General features: G+C 44.2%; 17 protein-coding genes. 14 read left to right on the top strand and 3 right to left on the bottom strand.

All coding sequences use genetic code 11. The features are described 5' to 3' along the window. Window positions 1–2: 2 nt before the first annotated feature. A complete protein-coding gene (locus ACSFC1_RS07755; protein WP_435565529.1) occupies window positions 3–1,037 on the bottom strand; it encodes an L-Ala-D/L-Glu epimerase in 1,035 nt (344 codons plus the stop codon). Between the two features lie 12 nt (window positions 1,038–1,049). Then, on the bottom strand, window positions 1,050–2,363 hold the full coding sequence (locus ACSFC1_RS07750; RefSeq protein ID WP_435565528.1) for a transglutaminase-like domain-containing protein: 1,314 nt from the start codon (window positions 2,361–2,363) through the stop codon (window positions 1,050–1,052). A 268-nt stretch (window positions 2,364–2,631) separates the two neighbouring features. Between ACSFC1_RS07750 and ACSFC1_RS07745 the strand changes: the two genes are divergently transcribed. From ACSFC1_RS07745 to ACSFC1_RS07700, 10 genes are all read left to right on the top strand, one after another. Then, complete coding sequence (locus tag ACSFC1_RS07745; protein WP_435565527.1) at window positions 2,632–4,482, top strand: hypothetical protein; 1,851 nt, start codon at window positions 2,632–2,634, stop codon at window positions 4,480–4,482. Between the two features lie 17 nt (window positions 4,483–4,499). Continuing rightward, window positions 4,500–6,170 carry a S8 family serine peptidase gene (locus ACSFC1_RS07740; RefSeq protein WP_435565526.1) on the top strand — a complete coding sequence of 557 codons (1,671 nt, stop codon included), beginning with the start codon at window positions 4,500–4,502 and terminating at the stop codon, window positions 6,168–6,170. 176 nt (window positions 6,171–6,346) lie between these two features. After that, the gene (locus ACSFC1_RS07735; protein ID WP_435565525.1) at window positions 6,347–6,589 is read left to right on the top strand and encodes a TM1266 family iron-only hydrogenase system putative regulator; all 243 of its coding nucleotides are present in this window, start codon (window positions 6,347–6,349) and stop codon (window positions 6,587–6,589) included. Window positions 6,590–6,605: 16 nt separating this feature from the next. Then, window positions 6,606–8,021: a [FeFe] hydrogenase H-cluster radical SAM maturase HydG gene (gene hydG, locus ACSFC1_RS07730; protein ID WP_435566014.1), complete on the top strand. Its 1,416-nt coding sequence runs from the start codon at window positions 6,606–6,608 to the stop codon at window positions 8,019–8,021. 215 nt (window positions 8,022–8,236) lie between these two features. Beyond that, on the top strand, window positions 8,237–9,289 hold the full coding sequence (gene hydE, locus ACSFC1_RS07725; RefSeq protein WP_435565524.1) for a [FeFe] hydrogenase H-cluster radical SAM maturase HydE: 1,053 nt from the start codon (window positions 8,237–8,239) through the stop codon (window positions 9,287–9,289). Continuing rightward, on the top strand, window positions 9,264–10,457 hold the full coding sequence (gene hydF, locus ACSFC1_RS07720; protein WP_435565523.1) for a [FeFe] hydrogenase H-cluster maturation GTPase HydF: 1,194 nt from the start codon (window positions 9,264–9,266) through the stop codon (window positions 10,455–10,457). Before hydE ends, hydF begins: the two co-directional genes overlap by 26 nt. 333 nt (window positions 10,458–10,790) lie before the next feature. Continuing rightward, on the top strand, window positions 10,791–11,894 hold the full coding sequence (locus ACSFC1_RS07715) for a CDP-glycerol glycerophosphotransferase family protein (protein ID WP_435565522.1): 1,104 nt from the start codon (window positions 10,791–10,793) through the stop codon (window positions 11,892–11,894). Further along, a complete protein-coding gene (locus ACSFC1_RS07710) occupies window positions 11,891–12,370 on the top strand; it encodes an adenylyltransferase/cytidyltransferase family protein (protein WP_435565521.1) in 480 nt (159 codons plus the stop codon). Before ACSFC1_RS07715 ends, ACSFC1_RS07710 begins: the two co-directional genes overlap by 4 nt. Window positions 12,371–12,372: 2 nt before the next feature. Next, the gene (locus tag ACSFC1_RS07705; RefSeq protein ID WP_435565520.1) at window positions 12,373–13,788 is read left to right on the top strand and encodes an oligosaccharide flippase family protein; all 1,416 of its coding nucleotides are present in this window, start codon (window positions 12,373–12,375) and stop codon (window positions 13,786–13,788) included. Between the two features lie 187 nt (window positions 13,789–13,975). Then, window positions 13,976–15,622 (top strand): sensor domain-containing diguanylate cyclase, encoded by a 1,647-nt coding sequence (locus ACSFC1_RS07700; RefSeq protein WP_435565519.1) that lies wholly within the window; start codon window positions 13,976–13,978, stop codon window positions 15,620–15,622. A gap of 389 nt (window positions 15,623–16,011) precedes the next feature. Here ACSFC1_RS07700 and ACSFC1_RS07695 read toward each other — a convergent pair whose 3' ends face one another. Then, the gene (locus ACSFC1_RS07695) at window positions 16,012–17,745 is read right to left on the bottom strand and encodes a methyl-accepting chemotaxis protein (RefSeq protein WP_435565518.1); all 1,734 of its coding nucleotides are present in this window, start codon (window positions 17,743–17,745) and stop codon (window positions 16,012–16,014) included. Window positions 17,746–17,938: 193 nt separating this feature from the next. On the opposite strand from ACSFC1_RS07695, the gene lpdA reads away from it, so the two are divergent. The 4 genes from lpdA to ACSFC1_RS07675 are packed head-to-tail and all read left to right on the top strand — an operon-like array spanning window position 17,939 to window position 22,578. Beyond that, on the top strand, window positions 17,939–19,294 hold the full coding sequence (gene lpdA / locus ACSFC1_RS07690; RefSeq protein ID WP_435565517.1) for a dihydrolipoyl dehydrogenase: 1,356 nt from the start codon (window positions 17,939–17,941) through the stop codon (window positions 19,292–19,294). Between the two features lie 50 nt (window positions 19,295–19,344). Further along, window positions 19,345–19,653 carry a (2Fe-2S)-binding protein gene (locus ACSFC1_RS07685; protein WP_435565516.1) on the top strand — a complete coding sequence of 103 codons (309 nt, stop codon included), beginning with the start codon at window positions 19,345–19,347 and terminating at the stop codon, window positions 19,651–19,653. After that, entirely contained in the window at window positions 19,647–21,449 is a 1,803-nt protein-coding gene (locus ACSFC1_RS07680) for an FAD-dependent oxidoreductase (RefSeq protein WP_435565515.1), read from the top strand. The genes ACSFC1_RS07685 and ACSFC1_RS07680 overlap by 7 nt, the downstream gene beginning before the upstream one ends. Continuing rightward, on the top strand, window positions 21,439–22,578 hold the full coding sequence (locus ACSFC1_RS07675; protein WP_435565514.1) for an NAD(P)/FAD-dependent oxidoreductase: 1,140 nt from the start codon (window positions 21,439–21,441) through the stop codon (window positions 22,576–22,578). Before ACSFC1_RS07680 ends, ACSFC1_RS07675 begins: the two co-directional genes overlap by 11 nt. The last annotated feature ends 2 nt before the right edge of the window (window positions 22,579–22,580 follow it).

Raw genomic sequence — 22,580 nt, 5'->3', positions numbered from 1 at the left:
TCTCACTTCCTCGCCAGCATACTTGGTCCATCTTGGATGAACTTTCCTTTGAATCTCTCTTCTTTGAGCATCAGGTGGCTGTCAAGATCACAAAAGTCAAAGGCGCCGGTAGCAAGTGCAAAGTGAACACTTTGATTTATACCAAGACTTGACTCTGCCATACAGCCAATCATCAATCTCAAGTTGGCGCTTTTTGCAAGCTCTACGATCGACAGAGCATCGCTTATACCAGACTTCATCAATTTTATGTTCACATAATCTACGGCTTCTTCCTTGATCAATCTGAGCACGTCAAACTTTGTCTTTGCGGACTCGTCCGCCGCAACGGGAAATGGAACGTTGGATCTCACAAATCTCAGTCCATCAACATTAGTTGCATGAACTGGCTGCTCGAAGACGGCGATCTCTATTCCAGCTGCATAAACTCGATTGGCAAACTCAACTGCCTGCTTCGGCGTGTATCCCATGTTTGCATCGACTATGTACTGTGCACCTTTGGTGACTTTGTAGATCTCCTGCATTGCTTCGATGTCTTCTTTCAGATTCTCTCCAACCTTGATCTTGATCACCTTGAAACCAGATTCAAAGATATCTTTTGCATCCTTCACTCTGTTCTCGATACTGTCTATGCTCACCGTCTTGTCAGTCTCGATCTTTTTTAAAGCACCTCCAAGTAACCGATAGACCTCCAACCCGACCTCTTCAGAAAGTGCATCGAGTACGGCATACTGAACGGCTGCTTTGAGACTTGGAGTTGCCAAAAGTTTGTCTGTAACTTCAAAGATCTTACGGTACTCTTCAACCTCCATTCCCAGGAGCAAACCTTTGACAAACTCTTCAAGAGCCATTATCATCTCTGGCTTCTCACCGTTGACTCTGAAGGAAGGGGAAGCCTCACCAAAACCTTGAAAACCGCTCTCTGTGAAAATCTGCACCTCGATGTTCTTCGCTTCAGATGAGATACTTCCTGTGATATGAAAAGGTTTATCGTACTCATAGCGCTTCAATGAAAACTTCACATCGATGATCTTGCTCATCTTCAATCCTCCTCACAGTTCCTCAAAGGATACAACCTCGATCTTTGTGTGCAACTTGATCTTTTTCTCTTCACTCTCAGCCTCACCAACTTGGTTGTCTGTGGGATCTTCTCTGTAAAAGTTGGTCTTTGGCTCAAAGTCTCTCATAAAGCCAGAGTTGGCAACCATTCTAAAGCCGTCCAAGTTACCATAGTAAAAACCGCGAAAACCTTCGTTCTCCCTCCTTGCACCGCCGAAGGATGGATCTGCAGGTAGCCAACCGTACGGTTTCACGTAGAACAAAGCCCAGTCATGCGAAGATGCGTACACGGGGTTGGCATACCAACCAGACTGCCACCTTGCCGGTACACCAGCAATCCTGCACATGGTTATGAACAAGATCGCTTGAAAACCACAATCGCCCTTCAGGTTTTCCGCAACGTACTTGGAGATGTTTTCAAAGGTTGCGTAAGGTCTAACGAAGGAATATCTCACGTGTGTCGTTATCCAGTCGTAGATTCTTTTCGCCTTCAGATAGTCATTTGACTCACCATCGACAACCTCTCTGGTGAGCTTTCTCAAATAGGGGCTAAAGACGATGTGCGGCGGTTCTTCGCCAAGATGGTCTTCAAGATCGCATTTTTCAACCATCTTTGGATCTACTCTGTTGACCCATTCTCTGACTGTGTATTCGAACTCGACATAGTAATCTTTGTCTTTTGATCTGAAGTATATCGTTCTCTGGGGCACACAGTTTTCTGAAACAATGTACTCTTCGTGGCTTGTAGATATCAGCTTCACATCGCTGATTTGAAGCTCTTCCTTTGGGAAAGGAAGCCACACGTGGAACACTTTACCTTCTTCATCTATTCTTGCACTGACCTTGATTCGCACTCTAAAACTTTTGGGCACACCTTGGTTCAAGAGTTCCTTCAGCCTCTCAGCCAGCAGTTGTCTTGCCTTTTCTGAATCTTCATCCTTCTTCATTCTTTCTTTGTACTGCGGCAGCGCAAAACCTATGTTCTGTACAAATCTCTCTTGAAATCTTCTCTTACCATCGACGAGTATGTAGTCTACGTAACCATTTTCGAGTAATTCATAGAACTCTTCGTACTTGAAATCCTTGATCATCTCCTTTGCTTTTGCTATGGCTTGATCTTCTTCAAATGGATAGTTTTCAAGAAGCATATTGATCCTAACCTTTTCATACAAAAGTCTTTCTTTCTGAGTCTTTGTGATTCTCTCATCTTTCAGCCACCTGTCGATCAGCTTCAGCGCCGCGGTGAAATTCCCAAGATTTTCTTCTCTCTCTATTTCTTCTGAAAGACCACAACAAAGAAACTCCATTTGATCACCTCGTTTTACAATTCTACCAACTTTCAAAGCCAAGACAAAATTAAGCACTCTCAGCAGGATGAAAGACACCTTTCTTGAGAATGAACAGTGGGCATCTGACTTAAGGTTCATCCTCAAAGAGCTTTACTTCAGACATGGTTTGTGATATACTTTTATCAAAATAAAACATTGTCTTCATACCAAAAAGTTTATTTTAATTAACCAGTATGAATTTCTGCTAAACAAGGCTTTTGTAGATCTCTGTAAAGGGGGTGTGTTCATGAAGGTGAAATGGTTACTCGTTCTGGCTCTCGTTGTGCTACTCTATTCATGTTTTGGACCCATCAACCAATTGCCGCAGGTTTCTTTGATCTCACCGCAGGATGGTGCGCAGGTGGCAGTTCTCGCTTCGACAAAATCCGTGACTTTGAAATCGACAGCGACAGATCCAGAAGGACGAGCTTTGACCTTCGAGGTGTACTTGGGAACCAGCCCTGGGAACCTTTCAAAGATCACTACAGTGAATGTGCCGCAGTACACCGTTAGCAATCTGACACCGGGACAGACTTACTACTGGAAGGTCGTTGTTTCAGATGGTGTTCAGTCTGCAGAAAGCCCTGTCTGGAGGTTCACCGTTGGAGAGAATCTCTCTGTAGTGAAGGTTCTTGATTTCACCACAGGCAGTGCCACCGTTGGCGCGACGGTGCAGATCTTGCAAGATTCAGAAGAGATAATTTCAACAACGACCGATGAAAATGGGCACGCAAAGTTTTACCTACCAGATGGAAGATACGATATCAAGATCACAGGTGAAGGAAAGGCAACGAGCGTTGTTGAAAACTACGATCCAGAGATTTTGCCTACGATCGAAACATTTTCGAGAAGGGCGATGACCGATTACGATGTCGTACCAGAAGTCACGGTAGAACTCTTCACAACAGAGGGAACACCGATAACCGATCCAGAAGCCACTACGATAACCTTTGATTCTGTAAAGGTCAAAGTCACAAGCTCAGAACTGATGTATGTGCTGTACATCGGTTTGGACTATGTTCCAAGTGCTGTGGCAAGAGATTACGCTGCCTCTGACGTGAAGGAATATCAAACCACAGTATCGTTAACAAGGTTCGACGGTGTGACAGTCCCAATGCATGTTGTGGTTTACACGCCGAACGATACGAGGCTCGACAAGATCATCTACTTGACGATCGATAGAACTCCACCAGAGGTAACTTCAAGAACTCCTCCGACAGGCTTGTGGTACGCCGGCTGGACGAGCGATGCTGATGTAGAGTATTACAATCTGCCGAACCCAATAAAACAACTGCTTGAAAAACGGCTGACAAAGGAGATGATAGAAGCTCTTAAGAACTACAGACCAGAGCACAACATACCTGAGACGAACATCTTTGTACAACTTGCCTGGACTCATGCACCAGCAGAAAACCGTGTAGGTTACAATATTTACAGATCGACCGATGGAGAAAACTGGGAAAAGATCGCTTTCACGACTTCCTATTACAGATTCGACAGAGGCTTTGACCTTGAACCCGGTAAGAAGTACTACTATACGGTTAGAACTGTTTACAGAGATGGTAGTGAATCAGACAACAGCAACGTGATAGAGGTAGTTCCGCTCGATCTTTTCAAGGTCAAACTCATCTCACCGGCAGACAACGAAACGAACGTCTCAAGAACTCCAACCTTCAGATGGAAACCTGTTGACTGGAGAGATCAAAGTTCAACACCTCACATAGGTGGGGATCTGATAGATGATGAGGATATCTATTTCATCTACGAAGGTAGTCCATGGATCTACGACATGGTCGTGAGTGAACAACACATATATTACGATTCTATAATTGCAACTATGGGACCGCAGGAAATTATTCTGCCTTTCGATCCCATTTCCGATCCAAACTGGGTTAGGATCACTCCAGAGGAGGATGATATCCCACAAACCGAACCACTTGAAAAGTTCAAAACCTACGAATGGGGCTTGGACGCCGCAGTAGCCTACTACGAGGCTGAAGATGGATACTGGATCTCCTGCACCATAGACTATGGGTATGATTGGGACAGATGGACAAACGAGGCAGACTACTTCAACAGGTTCACAACCGGTGAGTGAAAAGGGGGTGAGTGAAGATGAAAAGACTTCTTATTGCAGTTGTTTTGGTAGCTTTGTTCTTAGCCGGTTGTATGAGCAACATTCCAAAGAACAACGTCAGTGAAAAGACCTTCGAAGAGATAGTCGCCCCCATCGAAAAAGATGCAGAAATCATGGAAGGCATAGTCATCGTTGGCTACAAAGATTCAATCGATGATGCGATAAATCTTGTCAAATCGATCGATCCAAGCGCAGAGATAAGGGTGAAGCTCGAAAAGATCAATGCGGTGAGCTTTAGAACAGTGCTCAGTTATGCAGAGATGAGGGCGCGAATCATTGAAAAGCTCAAGCAGGAAAAAGAACTGAGGGAGAAGATATCCTACGTTGAGCCCAGCTACAAGAGATACCTGATAGAACCCGTCAAGAACGATAGCTGGAAAGACTCTCAACTTTTGAGCAAAGCGGTGTACGCAGATCAACAAGAAGAGTTCTTCGAAAAATACATGTGGGGTTTGAGAAAGATTAAGGCTCCTGAGGCTTGGAACCTTGAATACACCGGTGAAGGTGTGATCGTGGCAGTAGTCGATACCGGTGTCGATGGAACTCATCCTGATCTGCAGGGTCAACTTGTGACAGGCTATAGACCTACCACAGGTGAAGAACTCGATCCAAGCGAAGATAGCTCGTTCGACCCACACGGCACACATGTGGCAGGAACGATCGCTGCGCTGAACAATGACATAGGCGTAGTAGGAGTGGCACCCGGTGCGAAGATAATGCCTATAGTGATATTCGAACCTGGGTACGTTGGAGACGATTATGTTGCAAACGGCTTTGTCTGGGCTGCAGATCACGGTGCAAAGATCTTTTCAAACAGCTGGGGTGGAAAAGGTTACTCCATAACGTTGGCACACACGATAGCTCGTATAATGGAAGAGTATAAAGGTATCTTCGTAGCCTCTGCTGGCAACGGCCACACAGACGAGATTCACTATCCGTCGTGCTTTCCAGGTGTGATAAACGTTGCGGCAAGTACAGCAGTAGATGGAATAACGCACTTTTCAACACGTGGAAGGTGGATAACCGTCGCTGCACCTGGTGATTTTACAATCCTTTCCACGGTACCACTTTGGGATGAGGAGGAATTCTTCGACGGAGAAAATCCGTACGCCTTCTACGGTGGTACGTCCATGGCGACACCGCATGTTTCGGGTGTGATCGCGCTGCTTTTGGAAAAACTTGGTGAAGAAGAATACACGCCTTATCAGATCAGAAAGCACATAGCCAATACCGCCGACGACATCATGGCAGCTGGTTTTGATCACGACAGCGGTTGGGGTAGGGTGAACGCCTACAAGGCTCTAACACAAAGCCTGCCAACGGACACTGGTGCGGATGTTTACTTTAGCTTTTACGTGAGAGATAACGAAGATGAAGTGTTCTATGCACCTGAAGTCTACGTGACGATGTATCCAGAAAGCAGCACAGTTCCAGTGTACTACGGTAAGTCTGATGATTGGGGCTTCTTGCCGTTCGTTGGTATTGAGCCAGGTGTCTACGATGTCTACATGGCTTTCGGAGATGCATTCTACTTGGAACTTCCAACGAACTGGCAAAAGACTCACTACATGAAAATAACAGTTTCAAACGGTGACAATCCATTTACGCACGTCTTTGAAGTTGAATTTGATCTTGAGCCTGCTGGTTGATTTTGACGTTGGTGCTGCTTGGTCGAATCGATAAGATTTGATTCATCGTGAAAAACGTGATATAATTCACTTGAAATCTTCTGAGGTGAAGGAGTGAATCTGACACCGAGGAAAGGAGGCTGAGTACAGGGTTCAATCTACCCCCTTTCCTCGGTGAGAGGAAGGGGGTTTTCTCTTTGGAGAGGTTTTACATACTGAACATCGTGGTGGAGGACAGGCAGAATGCATACAGACAGGTGAACGAGCTTCTGCACGATTTTGCAGAGTTAATAAAACTCAGAATAGGTTATCCTGTCCCAGATGAAAAGATGGCAATCATACTCTTGATCGTCAAGACTAACAATGACCTGATCGGTAGTTTGACAGGAAAACTCGGTCAAATCAAGGGTGTCAAGGTCAAGACGATGCCCATAAAGTGAGGTGAGAATCTTGATTCTGTTGAAAAAGATCGAAAGTATCGAAGATCATGAAAGTTTTGTCCACCACTCTGAGATAGAACAGCTGTTGAATGAAACAAAGAACCCCGAGACAAAGTTGGTCGAAGAGATCGTCGAAAAGTCTCTGAAAAAGGAACGGCTCTCTGTGAAGGAAACAGCTACACTTCTGAACGCAGAAAAGCCTGAACAGATCGAAATGATTTTCCAAGCCGCGAGGAAATTGAAGGAAGAGATCTACGGTAACAGGATAGTCCTCTTCGCACCACTTTACGTTGGAAACTACTGCATAAACAACTGTTCGTATTGTGGCTTTAGAACCGAGAACACACAGGTGATCAGAAAGACGCTGAGTGAAGAAGAACTGGAAAGAGAACTCTACGCACTCACTTCAAAGGGACACAAGAGGTTGATCGTTGTTTTTGGAGAAGATCCTCTCTACTCACCTGCTTTCATAGCAAAGACGATTGAAAGAATATACAGCTACAAGAATGCTCATGGGGAAATAAGGCGCGTGAATGTGAATGCGGCACCGCAGACGATCGAAGGCTACAAGATCATAAGGCAGGTGGGCATAGGCACTTTTCAGATCTTCCAAGAGACTTACCACTTGCCCACCTACAAGAAGTACCATTTGAAAGGTCCCAAGGCTTCCTATCTGTACAGACTCTTCGGTTTGGACAGAGCGATGCTCGCAGGTATAGACGACGTCGGCATAGGTGCTCTCTTTGGACTCTACGATTGGAAGTTTGAGGTCATGGGTTTAATGTACCACACGAAGCATTTGGAGGAAAGGTTTGGTGTGGGACCGCACACCATATCGTTCCCGAGGATCGAGCCTGCGTTGAACACGCCGCTTGCCCAAAGACCGCCCAAAGCTTTGAGTGATGAAGAGTTCAAACGTTTGATTGCGATCATAAGGCTCTCTGTTCCCTACACAGGTATGATTCTCACAGCCAGAGAAAGTCCAGAGATAAGACGCGAAGGGCTGAGGCTTGGTGTGTCTCAGATAGACGCTGGCTCGAGCATAGGTGTTGGTTCGTATTCCAACGAAGATCCGGAGAAGGTAAAAAAGAGCCAGTTCATCTTGGGTGATACCAGATCTCTCGATGAAGTGATGAGAGAGCTTGCTCAGAACAACTACATACCATCCTTCTGTACGGCGTGCTACAGGGCTGGCAGAACAGGTCAGCACTTCATGGAGTTCGCCATACCTGGTTTTGTGAAGGAGTTCTGCACTCCAAATGCCCTGTTGACCTTTAAGGAGTACTTGATCGATTACGCTTCGAAAGAAACGAAGACTATAGGAGAAAAGCTCATTCAAAACGAGCTTGGAAGAATGCCTGAAGAAAAAAGAAAGATCGTAGAGAAACTTCTGCAAAGGCTCGAGGCAGGAGAGCGCGATGTCAGGCTGTGAAAAGCTTCTAAAACAAATCGCACAAATATTCAACTGCAAGATCTGGGTGTGTGAAAAGGTTGGAAGAAGGATCTCTCACATTCCAGGTTTGAGAGCAGGTGAGGAGAGGTTTGTTCCACCTCTGGTGGCATTCGAAGATGAGGAGTACGTAGTGTTCGCTCAACTGGATAGAGTGAGTGATCAACTCAAACAGATGTGCAAGAAGGTGATCGATTGTGTACGGAGTGATCGAAAAGATCGTTAACCATCGAGAAAGTGTGACAGTTGAAGAGCTTGCTTGGGTGATTAAAAACAACGAGCTGAACGAACGACTCTTTGCAGTTGCTGATGAAGTCAGGCAGAAATACTTGGGCAGAGAGGTCTATCTACGTGGCATCATAGAGTTTTCTAACTACTGCAAGAACGATTGTTTGTACTGTGGTATCAGAGCATCGAATAAAAAGATCAAACGCTACAGAATGAGCGTCGATGAGATCGTGGAGCGCGCGAAACTCATAGCGCAAATGGGCATCAAAACTGTGGTTCTTCAGTCAGGAGAAGATCCTTACTACACCAAGGAAATGATCTCTGAAATGATTCAAATGATCAAGCGATTCAAAGTAGCGATAACACTCTCTGTAGGCGAAAGAAGCTTCGACGAGTACAAGTGCTGGAAAGAGCTTAAAGCAGACAGGTATCTTATGCGCCACGAAACGGCAGACGAAGAGCTCTACAAGAGATTGCATCCAAACGATTCTTTCGAAAACCGCAAAGAACATCTCTTCAAACTCAAAGAGCTTGGTTACGAGACTGGTGCAGGCTCAATGGTGGGGCTTCCAGGTCAAGACGAGCTATCGTTGGCAAAAGATATCTTGTTCGTGTACCAACTCGATGCAGACATGGTGGGTATTGGTCCGTTCATACCGCATCAAGATACACCTTTGGCAAACTGCAAAGCAGGAGATCTGACTGAAACTCTCAAAGTGATCGCACTCACCAGGCTGTTCTTGCCCGATGCCAACATTCCGGCGACCACAGCACTGGGAACGATAGATCCTTTTGGAAGGCAGCTTGCACTCAAATGCGGTGCGAACGTGATCATGCCGAACTTCACTCCATCACCTTATCGGGCACAGTACACACTCTATCCAAACAAGATATGCATCTTTGAAAACGATCTTGCCTGTGGTGAGTGTACAAAGAATTTGGTCAGATCGGTTGGTTACAAGGTCAGCAATGATTTTGGATACAGGAGGAAAAGACATGAACACTTCACATGCGGGCTTTAGAAAGTACATCGCGATCATAGGTAGAAGGAATGTTGGAAAATCTTCCTTGATAAACGCGATCGTTGGTCAAGATGTAGCAATCGTGAGCGACGTACCTGGTACTACTACAGATCCAGTTTTTAAGACTCTTGAGCTACATCCACTCGGTCCAGTAACGTTCATCGACACGCCTGGTTTGGACGATGAAGGTTTTCTTGGGGAAAAGAGGGTCGAACGTGCCAAAAGAGCTCTGTATCGTGCAGATGCAGCGATACTTGTTGTTGATGATCTGCCGAGCGAACATGAACACTTTGCAGCAGATCTTTTAAGGCAGCTCGAGATACCTTTCATCATTGCTGTGAACAAGTTTGATTTGAAGAACGGTTTGAGAAAATTCTACACACATTTCGATGTACCGATCGTAGAAGTATCCGCAAAGACAAAGGTCAACATTGCAGCACTTGCCCAAACGATAGCGAAGATCATTCCCAAAGAGGAATCAAAAACACTCCTTGCTCACCTTGTGGCTGAACACAAAACTGTCGTTCTTGTCGTGCCCATAGACACAGCTGCCCCAAGAGGAAGACTCATCATGCCTCAAGTTGAGGCAATAAGGGAAACGATCGATTGTGCTGCAACAGCGGTAGTGACCAGAGACACAGAGCTTGCTCAAGCTTTGGAAAAGGTGAACTTCAAAGTTGATTTGGTGGTGACTGATTCACAGGCGATCATGAGAGTTGAAAAGATCGTGCCAAATAATATTCCATTGACCACCTTTTCGATTCTCGAGTCGGTCAGCAAAGGTGATATAAAGCAATTCATGGAAAGCATTGAGACACTCAAGAATCTGAAAGATGGCGATACGGTCGCCATCGTTGAAGCGTGTTCTCACATTCCAACCTGCGATGACATAGGTCGAGTCAAGATTCCGAGCTGGATATCTGAAAAGCTCAAAGTGAAACTCAATTACAAATTCTTCGCTGGAAAGGACTTTCCAGAGATAGAGGAATTATCTGACTGCAAGCTGATGATTCATTGCGGTGGTTGTGTGTTGAACAGAACGGCGTTCATGAGGCGCATGAAGTTAGCCAAGAGGTTAGAGATTCCTGTTGTGAACTATGGAATGCTCATATCTCACTTGCACGGAGTTTTAGAAAGGGTTTTACAACCAATCCTTGTGAGAAAGTAGCATCCCATTGGTGGGTTTCTCAACCAGTACCTGAGGTGGATCGCAAGGAAGTCAGCCTACCTTGACGGATTCACGGTCAGAAAGGATTTCCAGTGATAAGTGTTGCTAACCTCAAAAGAAAACTCAGTTGCGTGCGAATGAGAAACAAGCTTCTACAAACCTTCTGGACTCACTCTGCAGTTGAAAACTCTTGTCTTACTGTGAAAAGAAAGTACCTCCGTTTTGAAGAGAAATGTATCCTCTTGTGGTATAAATAACATAAAGAAGGTGAGGCTAATTCTTAAATTATTGATCTTAAAACTTTTAGAGTCTATTGCAAAAGTGTTTTACAGAGTGGACAGAAATCTGGTGACACTCTTTTTCGCAGGAATCTCAGGCAGTAATCTAATGCCAATCTTGGAAGCACTCGAAAGAGGAGAAATAAGAGATTGTAAGTTCAAGGTCATAGAGTTACCAGAGAAGCCTTTTGAATCACTCTGGGAGAAGTTTCTTTTCAGTTGGTACGTGATCAAATGGAGGACCAAGAGCAAGGTGATCGTCACAACCCACGGTGGAAGAAAGTTACGCAGAAAAACGATTCACATAGAGCTTTGGCATGGCTTTCCCACCAAGAAGGCTGGACTGATGGACAAGAGAGTCGAAAGATACAGTTACAAACCAGATGTCTTTTGTTCCTACTCAGATTTCGGTACAGTTTTGAGAAATGCTTGCTTGGGCTTAGCTGTCAGTAGCTATATTATCACGGGTGCACCGAGGAACGATTATTTGTTAACAGAAGATGGTAGAAAAAACCTGGAGAAACTCTTTGGAGTGGATCTTAGAACAAAAAGAATCGTTATATTTGCTCCAACTTTCAGATTTGGGTATAAAGACTTCGTGGAGGGAAACAAATCGTACGACAACTTTTTTGGTTTCAAGGAATTTGATCTACAAGAATTTTTGCGCTTTCTTGAAGAGAACGACATCGTCTTCTTTTTGAAACTCCATCCTCTTGAGGAGCGACTCTTTTTGGATCATTTCAAGCGTTTTGAAAGTGAGTGTGTAAAGATCGTAGAGTCCGAGGTTCTGAAACGTGAAAGAACCGATTTCTACAAAGTTTTGAATGGGGCAGATTTGTTGATCACTGATTACTCATCTATCTACTTCGATTGGTTGTTGCTCGACAGACCCATCGTTTTTACACCAGTCGATTTCAAAGAGTACAAAGACACACGTGGAGGATGGTTACTTGACTACGATCTCTGGACTGCGGGGCCAAAGTGTGTAGATCAAGAATCTTTGCAAAGAGAAGTGAAGAAGAGTCTTGAAGAACCTGATTACTACAGAAAAGAAAGACAGTTTGTGCTGAATTTGACTCACCAATATAAGGATGCCAATTCCACGAAAAGGGTGCTTCAATTGATTGAGAAAGCACTCTATAGGGGGAAATTACTATGAAAAAGGTTCTAACTTACGGCAGTTTTGACCTTTTCCACGTTGGGCATTTGAATTTTCTTCAGAAGGCGAAGAGTTATGGTGACTATTTGATCGTTGGGGTGGCGACCGATGAATTCAACCTTGAGAAAGGAAAGGTCAGCTTGTTCAGTTACGAAGAAAGATCGAAGATCGTTGAAAACATAAAGTGCGTCGGTGAAGTTTTCCCAGCAAACAGTTGGCAGGAAAAAATCAAAGATATTGAAAAGTACAAACCGGATATCATTGTTGCAAGTGAAGAGTGGAGGGAAAAATACGAACCACTGAAAAAGTTTTGCCGCATCGAATTTCTTCCCAGAACATCTGGTATAAGCAGCTCGAAGGTTCAGCATTTGCTCAACTCGATAGATGAACTGTGTTCAATTCTACAACCATTGCCCTTGGCTGAGAGACAGACGATGCTGAAGTTGATCGAACAAAAACTCAACGATCGTGGTTGACGATGGACTATCGATATCTCTTGAAGCAGTTCTTCACTTTCTCTTTGGGCACGTGGATCAACGCACTGATTTCCTTTTTCACAACACCGTTGATTAGTTACCTATTTGCACCGCAGGAGTTTGGAAAGGCAATGATGTTCTCCACGGTGTACAACATCTTGGTGATAATAGTAGTCTTTGGGACAAACAGTAGTTTTGTGAGATTTTTCTACCAAGTCGAACCTACGGAGAGAGTAACTCTTTTCCAAAGCTGCCTCTTTGTGCCAAGTTTTTTGGGAGTTGTTGTGAGTTCTTTGTTGTTAATCTTTTCTGAACAACTTTCTTTCATGTTGATTGGCGACAGAGATTCGACCTTCTCAAGATTGTTGGTCTTAGCGCTACTAACAGGAGTTGTGCAGAATTTCAACCTTCAGAGTATTCGAATGAGAAAGAAAGGTCTTGTGTATTCAGCTATTCAAGTTGTTCAGTCTGTTAGCAACGTAGGTTTCATAATCGTGTGTGCATTCTTTTTCAAAAGAAACTTCCACACGATCATCTTGGGGCAGGTAGTTTCAAATGTCGTTGCTCTCTTGGTAGGTGTCGTTGTGGATCACGAGTATTGGTTGCCTGTCAGACTAAGCAAGAGAATCATCAAGGAAGTTGTCAAGTACGGTCTTCCATTTGTTCCTGCCTCGATCATCTGGTGGCTCTTCACCTGGATGGACAGGTTTGCACTCAGAATCTTTTCAGATTTCACACAGATGGGACTCTACTCTGCCGCTTTCAAGATCGTCTCAGTGATGAATCTGTTTCAAACGGGCTTTGTGAATTTCTGGCAGCCTGTCGCATACGAAAGCTATGAGGCAAAGAAGGCAGACACGAAATTCTTCGAGCAGATGGCTTTGCTGGTCAGTTGTGTAATGTTCCTCCTGTGTGGCTTGGTTTTGATCAGTAAAGATGTGATTTTCTCCTTGCTGGCTCCAAGCTATCGCAAAGCTTCACAGATAGCACCATTTCTGGTGTTGATGCCTGTGATGGGTACCATATCACAGATTACCATGCGTGGAATAGATTTTGCAAAGAAGACTCACTGGCACATGATAAACACTCTTGTTGCCACTCTTTTCAACTTTGTGGGGAACTTAATATTGGTTCCGAGAGTTGGTGCAAGGGGAGCTGCTCTATCAACAGGTCTCAGTTTTCTTGTCCTATTCATCATGAGAACTAAAATCTCGCAGAAGTTCTACTCGGTGAATTACCCGCTCAGGAAGATATACATCTGTACGGCAGTTGTGGTTCTTTTGTGCTTCTTCATGACATTTGCCGATAACCTCTTGTGGAACATCCTACTTGGTTCGATTGGGTTTGGAGTGATCACTGGAATATACAAACAGACAATTGTGAAAACGATCTCTCTTGTGATGTTAAGAAAGAAGTAACTTCTGGAGAATGTAAAGCAGATTGACGATGCTTCAGTGCATTTTTTGCGTGGAAACTGTTCAAATCTTTGAAAGATCCTTCGAGCCGATGGTCGTGATCACTTTTGTAACATTTTTCGACACCAATAAGGTGTAATATTAATTTAGGTGGTTTGTTTTTCATCCAGTATGGGTGTGGTGATGAGATATGCCAAGAACCTTCCCAATCTTGGTCGCTGTCCTGGTCTTTTTACTTGTACTTGCTACAGTGTATCTTCACGACAGGGCGAGCGCACGACTGCATGCCAAGGAATCGGCGAACAACTTGATCAGATTTGTGGATGACTACGCAAGAAATGTGAGTTTGTCTCAACTTCATGAGTCTGTCGTTTACGAAATATTGAGCTTTGGCTCATCAGAGAAGATCGACTTTTGGCTTGAGGAGTTCAAGAACTCTTTGCCACTGGTTGAGGCAGTTGAAGTTGTTCATTTTTCAGATGATTTTGGTGCCGTAAGAATCCTATCTGCAAGCAAGAAGATTCTAATACATCTTGGGGTTTACGACGATTCTGGCAAGATCCGTTCAGATTCTGTTGTTGTGCTTCTGACTGTGGATGCTCAAAGGGTACTCGATTTACTCGGTATCAAAGATCTGCGTATTGCTTCTGAGGGTGAAGATTTTGCCTACGGCTTGAAGTACGCTTTCACAGAACCTATCATGAATGGTTCTTCCGTTCTTATGTCTGCACTCGTAGGACTTGCTTCCTATTTAGTAATTTTGGCAATCGATTTCAGGCGAAGGCTTTCTGCGGAAGAGAAGTTGAGAAATCTCAACGAGGCTCTGATCTCAATTTCGGCACATTTTTTGAGCGGGAAGGATAGGCAGCAACTTTTTCAGTTGATTTTGGAAAAGGCTTTGCAGGTTGTACCAAACTCGCAAGCCGGTAGTATTTTAATAAAAAACGGCGACAAACACTTCTATGTCGCTGCAATAGGGTACGATATCGAAGAACTTTCAAAGATAGAGTTTTCTCCCTCTCAGCATTCAAAGTGGTTGGAAAAGCCTATAAAGAAAAGGAATGATCTGCTCAGAATTGATAAGAGTAACGTGGGGTTATTCGAGGTTCTGAAAAAGGCAGGCAGGATAGATGAGATAATGTGTACACTGAGCGTAGGATTTAGGATCGAAGACGAGATTGTTTTGACTCTCAATCTGGACAACTTCGACAGAGAAAATGCCTTTGACAAAGATTCACTTTTCATCGCAACACTCTTTGCGAACAATCTTTCGGAAGTCTTTACCAGATTGAGATACGAGGAAAGGATTTTTGAGCAGCAGAGAATGATGGAGTATTTCTACAATCATGATCCACTCACTGGTTTGCTCAACAGAAGGGGATTTGCGGAATACGGAGAGAAACTTCTGTCATTGGCAAAGAGGGAAGCCAAGAGAGTAGCGGTGCTGTTCTTAGACTTGTCCAACTTCAAAGCGATTAACGACAAATTCAGCCATCAGATGGGTGATTTTGTTTTGAGAACTGTTGGTTTGAGATTGATGAAAGCTTTGAGACAGAGTGATTTGGTTTCGAGATTTGGCGGGGATGAATTCGTGGTCTTGCTCTATGACTTTGATGAATCTAATACAGATCACTTACTGGGGAAGATCTTTCAAACGATAGAAGAACCTATGGCGGTGGACGAGAAGGTTTTCAATGTTAAAGGGAATGTAGGTGTTTCTGTCTATCCAAACGATGCCTGTGAACTCGATCAACTGGTCAGAATTGCCGATGCTGCAATGTACTATGCAAAGAAGAACAATCTGAGGTACGTCTTGGCAAGTAACAATAAGACATAGATCTTCCCACCATCAACCCACCACAAGATAGAATTCTCATGCCAGAATCTCTTTGCAACGGCATGCACACTTATAACTAAGGTGTGGCAGTACCAAAGGGGTAGACCTATGCCTATTACGTGGTCTTTCTTTCACCAAGATCTTGGTAGGCGCCTTTTTGTTCCAATATATAATATACGAAAATGCAAAAAACTAACACTCGGTGCAAAAGCTTTGTTAGAGAGAAAAATCTATCGATAACTTGAAGATCTTCACTCAGAAAGCTTGAAATAGAACTTATACAAGACTAACATGGAGAAACTCAAAAAGCTTTAAATCCCTATTTTCAGCCGAAGCGAGAGCTTGCTTGAGAGTTTAAAGAAGCCCGAGATGGAACTCGGGCTTCTGGTTCAAATTTTAAAGGTCCTGACCTGTTCAGCTAAAGTTTGCGCAATCGAACTTAGCTCTTCTGAAGCACCGCTCACATTTTGACTTGAGTCTGCTTGTTGTTTCACAGCCGCTGTCATCTCTTCTACCTGCTGTGCTATCGCTGTTATCGATTTTGTAGCTGTGTCCATCGCACTGCTCATCTCTTCTGCCGCTGCACTCTGCTCTTGTGAACTTGCCGCCAAACTCTCTATCTGACTCGTTATACTCTCTACTTGCTTTAGTATGTTCGTTAGCCTTTCACTAACTACCTCTGATTGTTCTGCAGCCTTCTCTACTACATTCACCGTCTCGTTCGTCGCTACACTCGCCTGCTGTGCCCCTTGTTGTATCTGATTCAAGATCTGCCCTATCTTGTCTGTTGCCTTTTTACTCTCCTCTGCAAGCTTTCTTATCTCGTCTGCTACTACAGCAAAGCCTCTTCCTGCTTCTCCTGCCCTCGCTGCCTCTATCGCTGCGTTCAACGCCAATAGATTCGTCTGCTCTGCTATGGAGTTTATCGTCTGTACTATCTCTCCTATGTTCTTTGCCCTCTCACTCAGTTCTTTGACTGCCTTCTCTGTCTGCTGTGACTTTTCCTTCGTCTGTGCGATTATCTGTACTATCGACTGTACTGCCTTTTCCCCTTCTTTCGCTGCATTGTTCACCTGTGAAGCTTTCTCTGTCAATTCTTGTGCAGACTTTGATACATTCTGTGCACTGGCTGCCACTTCTTCTATTCCACTGGTTACCTCTTGTATCGATGCAGATGCGTTCTGTGCAGATTTGTTCACCTCTTCCATCTGTGAGGCAAGTTCTTCACTCGTAGCGCTGACTTCATGGGAGGTTGATACGAGTTCTTCAACTGATGCTGAAACCTTATGTGAGCTGTCAAAGATGGTTTTCACCAAAGCTGTGAGTTTTTCACTCATATGTGTGAGTTCTTCAGCTAGTTTAGTGAATTCTTTAGTTCTGAAATTCTTTGATATACGATAGTTCAGATCGCCTTGAGAAACTTTCTCAACAGTATGAGATATGATTGCAAAAGGTTTTATCAAAATGCTGTTCATAAGGAAAGTTGCTGCAAATGAACCTACAGCTGCCAAGATTACGATGAGCAAGATCGACCTTTGAAGGAAATCGTTTCTTGCCTTTAGAATGAGCGCATCAATCTCGCCTTTGGGTGTTCCTACGAAGAAGATACCTATGACATTCCCTTTCTCGTCTAAAATAGGATCATAACACGTTGCATAGTCTTTTCCGAGTATTTTCGCTTCTCCGAGGTATCTTTGCTTTTGAACAATGGGTTTGTACGCGGCGCTGTCCTTTCCAAGGTATGTTCCAATTGCCCTTGTGCCGTCGTCTTTTCGAATGGAAGTGGTTACTCGCAGAAAATCATCACCTTGAGCCTGAAAGATCGTTGCAACTACGTTCATCTGTTTGCTTATTCTGTCAACGGCTTCGAATCTGTCTTTGATGGGTTTACCGTCTTTGTCAACCAGTTGTGAATCTTGCAGGCGCAAAGTGCCGTATTCGTACTTTGCGTATTCTCTCAAGACCTCTACTGCACCGTTGAGCTTGTCTTTGTACATTTTTTCAGTGAGTTGACTTGCAAGATCTTGAGTGCTCTTCAATGACACAGAGAAAAACAGAAAAACTGGCACTACAATCAGCAAGACACTCAAGATCAGCACGTACCATTTCAAAGACAGTTTCATTTTATCAATCCTCCCATATTTGATAATACACGCATATTTTATGACAAACTCTGTGCGAGTTATTATGAACTATGTGTGAACACCTTCTTAAAGACGATAGATCTACGAGATTTTCCGAGTTATTTTGGTTAGATTTGTCTTGGTGCATGCAAGATGGTACAATTTTGTTGCAATGTCGCAGGAGGTGATTGTTTTGTACGATGCAGTTGTGATTGGCGCAGGTCCTGGTGGATACGTGGCTGCAGTGAAACTTGGACAAAGGGGTAAGAAGGTTGCCCTGGTAGAAAAATCGTTCGTTGGTGGTACCTGCACCAACTGGGGTTGCATCCCAACAAAAGCGCTCCTGAGTAGCGCACATCTTTATTCAGAGATCGTCGAGAAGTCAAGGCAGCTTGGTATAAACGTGGAAGGTGTGTCTTACGATTTCACAGCAATCAAGAATCACATGAACAAGGTTGTCACCATGTCCAGAAAAGGCATTGAATATCTACTGAAGAAATACAACGTTGAGCTCATAAACGGTGAGGCAACTGTCGAGTCACACAATCTTGTGAGAGTGGCAGACAAGTTGTTCGAAACGAAGAACATAATCATTGCAACTGGTTCTTACCCATCGCTGATATCTCCCTTTGACAAACTGGATGGTCTTTGGACCAGCGATGATGTCTTTACAATGGAAGCACTTCCTCAGAGCATCTTGATAGTTGGTGGTGGAGTGATAGGTGTCGAGTTTGCAACCTTTTTCTCCACTCTGAAGATACCCGTTACGATCGTCGAACTCATGGAACACATACTCCCTACCGAGGATAAGGATGTAGCTGAAGTAGTCGCCAAGACTCTTAGAAAGAGGGGAGTAGAGATATATGAGTCTTCCAAGGTGATCGATGTCGAACCAGTGGACAATGGTTTCAAATGTGTTGTAGAAACAGCGCAAGGAACGATCGAGAGAACAGCGCACAAGGTTCTGATATCTGTTGGAAGAAGGCCTAAGATAGGTGAAGATCTCAAGGCACTTGGCATCGAGATACAGAGAGGTATAAAGACAAACAACAAGATGCAGACGAATATTCCTAACATCTATGCCATTGGTGATGTGAGAGGACAGATAATGCTCGCACACGTCGCGATGTACGAAGGTGTTGTGGCGGCAAAGAATATCTGTGGAGAAGAAGCACAGATGGATTATTCAGCCGTACCCAGTGTGATATTTTCGAATCCAGAGGTGGCGAGTGTTGGGTTACACGAAAAAGATGTTGATCCTTCGAAGATCAAGATCTTCTCATTCCCGCTGAGCGCCAACGGCAGGGCAAGGACGATTCTTGAAAAAGATGGTTTTGCAAAGGTTATTGCCGATAAAGAAACTTTGAAGGTCCTTGGAATGACGATCGTTGGTCCTGCCGCAACCGATATGATAATGGAGGGAGTTGTGGCAGTACGCAATGGTCTGAGCGCAAGAGAGCTTGAAGAGTCGATACACCCGCATCCAACTCTGAGCGAGATGGTGCTCGGTGCCATAGAAGGTGTTGTCGAAAGACCAATACATCTGTAAAAAAGGGGGCTCTGGTCCCCTTTCAAATTCTTCAAAGAGAGGTGGTGCCTTTGCGCAGGATTGAAGCTCATCCAATTTTGGAAGTTGGAAAACCAAAGGTGTTGAAGTTCTACTTCGAAGGCAGAGAAATGGAGGCCTTCGAAGGTGAGACGATAGCCGCTGCGCTCGTTGCGAACGGTGTTGATGTTTTTGGAAAAACAGAACATTCAAAACCAAGAGGCTTTTACTGTGCGATAGGCAAATGTTCTTCGTGCTTGATGATTGTCGATGGAGTTGCCAATGTTCGAAGTTGTATCACACTTGTGAAGGAGGGAATGAAGGTCAGAAGGCAGATCGGTAGAGGTGAAGTCACATGGTGAAGACAGATTTCTTGGTGATCGGAGGCGGACCGGCAGGGTTGTGTGCGGCGATTGAAACGAGCAAGAGAGATGTAAAGACTTTGATTGTTGATGAAGGTGTTGAATTGGGTGGGCAGTTGGTTAAACAGACACACAAGTTCTTTGGACACGAGGGATTTTACGCTTCAGTCAGAGGTTTTGAGATAGCCAAGAAATTGATCTCTCAGTTGAACGAAAATGTCACCGTCAAAACTCAGACAACGGTGACAGGGATCTACGAAGATATTATCACCGCCTACGATAGAGAGAAAGATTTAGTTTTTGAGATAGAACCCAAATACATTCTCATTTCAGTTGGTGCGAGTGAACGTTTTATTCCTTTCAAAAACAACCACCTTCCAGGTGTTTACGGTGCTGGAGCTGTGCAGACACTGATGAACCAGTTCAAAGTTCTCCCAGGTAAGAGAGTTCTGATGATTGGTTCTGGAAACATAGGTCTCATTGTCTCGTACCAACTGCTGCAAGCAGGCGCAGAGGTCAAAGCGATCGTGGAGATAGCAGACAAGGTTGGTGGATACGATGTTCATGCAAGAAAGGTGAAAAGGCTTGGCGTTCCCATACTTCTGAGACACACCATCAAAGAAGCGATTGGAGAAGAGAAAGTTGAAGGTGCCGTCATAGCTCAAGTTGATGAAAAATACAACATAATCGCTGGTAGTGAGAAAGAATTTGCTGTTGATGTAATCTGCGTTGCTGTTGGTCTTGTGCCTTCGATTGAGTTAGCATCGATGGCAGGTGTACAGATCCAATATATTCCAGAACTCGGAGGATATGTTCCATATAGAGACAGAGAGATGAGAACGAATGTCAAGAATATCTTCGTGGCTGGAGATCTTGCAGGTATTGAAGAAGCAACAACGGCTATGATAGAGGGTAAGATTGCCGGGTTGAAAGTTGCTGAAGAGATTACAGGGCAAAACCTTGATTCAGAGATCGAGAGGATGCAAGAAGAACTGGTTGAGTTCAGATCGGGACCATTCTCAGAAAAGGTTCGAAAGGGTTTGGAGAGGTTCTTTCCCCAAGAGATGATGAGTTACTCCAAGACATCACAACAAGACCTTGGTCCTGTTGGAAAACTTAGGCCTGTTATAGAGTGCTATGAGAATATTCCCTGTAACCCATGTCAGACATCTTGTCCTGCGGGAGCAATCACAGTGCCGGAGAACATAAACAGCTTACCGATCGTGGATTATTCAAAGTGCACTGGTTGCGGCATTTGCGTGATGAAATGTCCTGGGCTTGCGATCTTTTTGGTTCAGGAGAATTTTCAACCCGACAGAGATCTGGTCATAATGCCATATGAGTTTCTCCCTCTACCCGAAAAGGGACAAGAGGTCATCGCTTTGGACCGTGAGGGAAGGGAAGTTGCTCGAGCACAAGTTGTGAGAGTAGTGAAATCAGCCAATAAAACGTATCTCGTTCATCTGAGTGTGCCTGCTGGCATGGGTGAAGTTGTTAGGAGTTTTCGCCTTCCAAAAGAGACTGAATCATTTGTATGCAGATGTGAAGAGATCACAGTTGATCAAGTTGAGAGAGCTATAGAAGAAGGTTTTACAGATTACGAAGAACTAAGAAGATATTTGAGAGTCGGTATGGGACCGTGTGGTGGGAGAACTTGCAGATCGATCGTGCTTGGAATACTTGCAAGAAAGACAGGCAAAACTCTGAAGGAGATTGGCTTTGGGACATTCAGACCACCCTCAATGCCCGTGAAATTCGAGTCGATCGTAAAGGGAGAGATCGAGAATGAAAAGTGAATATAGAGTGGCGATAGTTGGCGGAGGAATAATTGGTTGTTCAATAGCCTATCACCTTGCCAAGTTTGGCGAGAAGGACGTTGTACTCTTTGAAGCAAACTATCTGAGTTCTGGTTCAACCGGTAGGTGTGCTGGTGGCATAAGACAGCAGTGGAGTTCTGTTAACAACGTGCTACTGGCAATGAGAAGCGTTGAACTGTTCGAAAGAATGTCACAGGAGACAAGCATGGACATAGAGTACAAACAAGGTGGATACTTAGTTCTTTCCTACGACGAAAAAGAAGCTGCTGAGTTTGAGAAAAATGTTCAGATGCAAAAAGAGCTTGGACTCGATGTTCAGATACTTTCACCTAACCAAGTCAAAGAGAGATATCCATACTTGAAAGTAGATGGTGTGAAACTGGCAACTTTTTGTCAAACAGATGGACATGCAAACCCACATCTTGCGAACTTTGCTTATGCAAAGGCGGCACAACGGCTTGGAGTTGAGTTATTCACACACACGAAAGTTGTCGCAGTAGAGGCACTCGGTGACCACTTTGAAGTTCTCACGAGTAGAGGGACTGTAAGATGCCAAATCTTGGTGAACGCTGCCGGAGCTCACTCAAAAGAGATAGGAAAGATGGTTGGTGTTGATCTTCCGACTGAAAGTTATAGACATCAGATACTTGTCACCGAAGCTGTAAAGAGCTTTTTTGATCCAATGGCTATAAGTTTTTCGGGAAACTTCTACATGAGGCAGACCAAGCATGGGCATTTCATAATGGGTCAGGGTGATCCGGACGAAAAACCTCAGATCAACTACAACGTTACTTACAGATTTGAAAAAGACATGGCGAAAAAGATGACAAAAATCTTCCCGTTTTTGGGCAGATTGAGAATTGTGAGACACTGGTCTGGCCATTACAATATGTCACCTGATGCACAGCCTATCATCGGTGAAGCGCCTAATCTACCAAACTTTTACTATGCAGTGGGTTTCAGTGGCCATGGTTTCATGCTCGCACCAGCGGTGGGAGAGGCGATAGCTCAGATGATAATTCACGGCAAAACCTTGAACGTAGACATAAGTGAACTGAACTTGCAAAGGTTTGAAAAAGGAATTGTACGCGAGAGGAATGTCGTTTAGGA

It is taken from the genome of Pseudothermotoga sp. U03pept (genome assembly GCF_051235805.1).
Taxonomy (GTDB): domain Bacteria; phylum Thermotogota; class Thermotogae; order Thermotogales; family DSM-5069; genus Pseudothermotoga_B.
The sequence above is the reverse complement of the archived record's forward strand: the minus strand, read 5'-3'. Positions and strand labels throughout refer to the sequence as shown.